Source organism: Planctomycetia bacterium (assembly GCA_034440135.1).
Classification (GTDB): domain Bacteria; phylum Planctomycetota; class Planctomycetia; order Pirellulales; family JALHLM01; genus JALHLM01.
In genome coordinates, this window is the sequence record JAWXBP010000124.1 from 1 (window position 1) to 4293 (window position 4293).

Below are 4293 nucleotides of genomic sequence, written 5' to 3' on the forward strand. Positions count from 1 at the left end.
CATGTCCGATCCGTCGTTGGCGCGCAACACGAAAGGCCCCCAAGCCGCAAGTGTAAGAATCTGTCATTGCGCAACCCATTGAAGCAGCGTCTAATTGTTGGTGGGAGCGTCCGGTAGTTCAAGTAATTCGTCAGATCCGGGCCAAGGCAATGGCACCCATTCGGGGGCCTCAAACTGAGGAGTAGTTCACATGAGCAACATGCGCGATGTCGAGTTCCTGAACACCGTCCTACGGACCCCGTATGGCAAAAAAAACACCCAATTCAATTCCGAATTCGACCCTTCGACCGGGACTATCTGGGGATATTTCAATCCGAAAGGCACTGCATGCTTCAGTCTCGGCCTGCTGAAGGACATCCGTGCCCACGACGCCCTGCTGGCCGAAAATGGCGGCTATCTCGAGTTCGACGGGAAAATGAACAGGGTCAATTACTACGTGATGGCGTCGCGCACCCCGCGCGTTTTCAACTTGGGGGGCGACCTGGCCCTGTTCGTCCTCCTGATTAAGTCGCGCGACCGCGAGGCTTTGCTTCACTACGCCAGGCTGTGCATCGACAACATGTACCCGAAGATCAAGAACTTCTTTTCGCCCAGCCTGACCACGATCTCCCTGGTTCAGGGCGATGCGCTGGGTGGTGGCTTCGAGTGCGCACTGTCCTCCGACGTGATCATCGCTGAGGAATCGGCCCAGATGGGCCTGCCGGAAATCCTCTTCAACCTGTTTCCGGGCATGGGCGCGTATTCGCTGCTTGCCCGCAAGATCGGCATGCGCGCCGCGGAGGAATTGATCCTGTCCGGAAAGATCCTGTCTGCAACGCAATTGCATGGGATGGGTATCGTGGATGTCCTCGCCAAGGACGGCGAAGGGGAAGCGGCGGTCAACAACTGGATTGCAACCACCTACAAGCGGCGCAACGGTTACGCGGCAGTACATCGCGCGCGTCAGCTCGTGCACCCAGTAACGCGCGAGGAACTCGACGCGATCACCGAAACATGGGTAGACGCGGCGCTACGCATCGAGGATCGCGACCTGAAAATGATGGGCCGCATCGTCCGCGCGCAGATGCGCAGGATGGCGGGCGAAGCGGTGACCGACATCACCGCAGAAGCCCTCGCAGCGAGCGCCTAGTCGCTGGCGAGGGCGGCGAACCCGCCCTCGCCGAACATCTGCGCGAACTGGTAGAAGTTGACCTGGGTCGAATTGATGATCGCCTCCTGCGCAGCGAGGTCGTCGATAGTCTTGACGAGCTGGTTCATCTGCGCGACGTGATCCGCATCCATCGTGGCGTGGGAAGACAGGAACTTGAACCCCCCGGCTTCCACGTCGCGGTCGAGCGCCTTGGCAATCGAGTCGGATACGCGGCCGCCATAGACCGACGCAACGACTTCCAGCATGTAGAGCATGCCAAGCACCGAGCACGGATGCTTGCGTTCGGCACTGTAGTAGTTGAACGCAATCATGGCCTGAACCGGTGCGCTGGGCGGCAGGGATCGAACCGCGTCGACATCGCCCCCCATTGCCTTGACGTCCTCCAGAACCCAGTCCTCGTGGCCTCGCTCCTCTTCTATGCGCGAGTAGAGGTCGTAGCGGATGTGGCGGAAGTCGTCTCCGCAGCGCGACGCCGCCGTTGCCATGATCGGGCAGAAATGCCAGACGATGTAATAGAGGTCATGCAGGAATGCGCGGTATTCGCCCAGCGACAATCCGTGGTGGATCATCGTGTACATCTTCGGGACCGCCTCAAGCTCGCGGCGGCGAGCATCAGTGGATTCGATTAGGGTGAGAAAAAAAGACATCTGCGTGTTCTCTCGAACGAGAAATGCAGATTGTATCGTCCATTAACCAGACGATTTCATTTTGTCTCGCAGATAAACCTTGGCCTCCGTTCGCACCGCTGCGAATTCGTCGGTGATGGATTTGAGCAATCCCGCCGACTGTAGTTTTAACTCCTTGTCCGACAGCATTCCGATCGCGGTGCACAGTCGCGTGAGGCGGTCTGCGCCCAGGCTTGCGGCCGATCCCTTGATTGCATGCAGGTAATTGCGGAACTCACCAGGACTGCGTGCGACGAGCGCCGTTTCGATCTTCTTGAGCAGCACAACGTTATCAGAGAAAAAGATACCGAATAGCCGCTCCACGAATTGACGACCGGATCCAAGTTCTTCCAAGTGGCCGAGGGTCTCGCGATTCAACACAGGCAGGCTGGACCGGGCCTGCAAGGCGGAGCGGCCCGGGTTGTGGCCCGCGGTTCCCGCCGTTACCGGCGCACCCGCGCCCTTGTCCGCCAGTTCCCCGATGCTCTCGAGTAGGCGTAGCGCCTCGACCGGCTTGGCGAGGAAGGCATCTGCGCCGTGCTCTAGGCATTCACGGCGAGCCTCCGGCGTTACGTCGGCAGAAAGAACGATGACCGGCAGGCGTTCTAGGCCGCGCCCCATCAGGCGAACGGCCTGAAGCGTTTCGATTCCGCCCATCCGTGGCATGTTGCGATCGAGCAGCAACATGTCGTAGTCCGCCTGTTCCAGAGCGTCGAGCGCGTCCTCGCCATCCGGGACGATCGTTGCCGAATGCCCGCCCCGCTCGAGGATTTTGCCGATGACTTCTCGGTTGGTCGGATTGTCGTCGGCGACAAGGACTCTTAGCTTGCGGCCGCTTGCGCGGCGTCGCGCATAGTCCTTGAGGCGTACCACACCTTCCTGCATCTCGCCGCCGGCTGATACCGAATGCAGGACGTTGAACAACTGCCGTTTCTCGAACGGGAGCTCGAGCACTGCCGTATAACCAGCCGATAGCGCGACAAAACGCGCCACCTGGACTGAGCGTGGAGCGCAAAGGATCGCCGGGGGTGGCGGATTTGGGGCCGCGTTGCGAAAGCGCTGCGCGAGCTCCCGTCCCGAGGCCTCATCACCGGCAAAGAGCAGCGCACTGTGATAAGGCTTGGCTAGACTAATCTCGGCCGCTAGGCGGTGCGCGCCTTCCTCGACCCCGTTCTCGAAGACGGCTGTCGCACCCCACAAAACAAGCGCTTCTCGCAGCAGGGCGGTTTCGCTCTCGGGAAAGCCGACTAGAAGCATGCGCGTATTGGCGAGCTCGCCACCGGCCACGTCAGGCTGAGTGGCCTGCTTCTCTAGGTCGAGTTCCACCCAAAACGTGCTGCCCAGGCCGACCGAGCTCTCCAGCCCGATACGACCGCCCATAAGCTCGACGAGCTGCTTGGCGATCGTCGTGCCCAGGCCAGTGCCGCCGAAGCGGCGAACGGTCGACTGCTCGGCCTGCGTGAAGCTCTCGAAAATGCGCTTCTGCGCCTCCGGCAATATCCCGATGCCAGTGTCGCGAACCGAAAACTTCAGGCGGATACGGGTATCTGTCTCACCTTGCGTTGAAACGTGTACGGTTACGCCACCGCGCTCGGTGAACTTGACAGCGTTCACGGCGAGATTGAGGAGAATCTGGCGCAGGTGGTGGGGATCGCCTCGCACCGCCGGCGGTACCTGCGGCATGATCGAAACCGTAAGGTCGATGTTCTTGCCCATCGCCTGCGCGGAAACTATTCGGCAGGTGCTGTTAACCAAGGCATGCAGATCGAAATCCACTGTTTCGAGCGCCAGTTTCCCCGCCTCGATCTTGGAAAAATCCAGCACATCCTCAACCAGCGCGAGCATCACCCGCGACGAGCCTCGCACCGTCTGCAACATGTCGGTCTGTTCGCGCGTCATGCTCGTATCGAGCAGGAGGTCGGACATGCCTATGATCGCGTTCAGCGGAGTTCGCATCTCATGGCTCACCACTGAGATGAATCGCCGCTTGGCCTCGTTTGCCGCTTCTGCGCGCGCCAGCGCATCGAAAAGCGTGGTCACGAGCGATTTCACGTAGAGGCTCAGCATCACCAAGCCAAGCATCAGCCCGACCCCGAAAGACAGGTGAGCGCGCCAGAACTCACTGAAGTACAGCACAGCCGAGAACCCCGCAATCGACAGAGCCAGTGCATAAAGCAGATATCTGGCGCCGAAGCGAAAACCATTGGCGAGCGTGATCCAGACATAGACCAGGAAAAACGGCGCACCGCGTTCCTCGAAGAACGCAAGGCACCATGTGAGCATGCCAATATCGGCACACGCGGCCAGGATGCGACGCGTCGGCGAGATTCCCGTATCGACAAGGATGCGGCTGAAAATGAGCGCCGCGAGGGCAAGATAGACCCCGAAAAAGTAGACGTGCGGCTCTTCCGGCCGCGAAACGGCATCCGGCAGCAGATAGCCGAGGATGAGCGCTCCAATCGCCAAGCGGACCAAAGC

3 protein-coding genes are annotated in these 4293 nt (G+C 60.2%); 1 reads left to right on the forward strand and 2 read right to left on the reverse strand.

The genetic code is table 11. The features are described 5' to 3' along the window. Positions 1–190 precede the first annotated feature (190 nt). On the forward strand, positions 191–1129 hold the full coding sequence (locus tag SGJ19_07020) for a crotonase/enoyl-CoA hydratase family protein (GenBank protein MDZ4779985.1): 939 nt from the start codon (positions 191–193) through the stop codon (positions 1127–1129). Here the strand turns inward: SGJ19_07020 and SGJ19_07025 are convergent. Both SGJ19_07025 and SGJ19_07030 read right to left on the reverse strand, forming a co-directional pair. Continuing rightward, positions 1126–1797: an iron-containing redox enzyme family protein gene (locus tag SGJ19_07025; protein ID MDZ4779986.1), complete on the reverse strand. Its 672-nt coding sequence runs from the start codon at positions 1795–1797 to the stop codon at positions 1126–1128. The genes SGJ19_07020 and SGJ19_07025 overlap by 4 nt on opposite strands. 42 nt (positions 1798–1839) lie before the next feature. Further along, positions 1840–4293, reverse strand: a 2454-nt coding sequence (locus SGJ19_07030) for an ATP-binding protein (GenBank protein MDZ4779987.1), incomplete at its 5' end; no start/stop codon positions are given.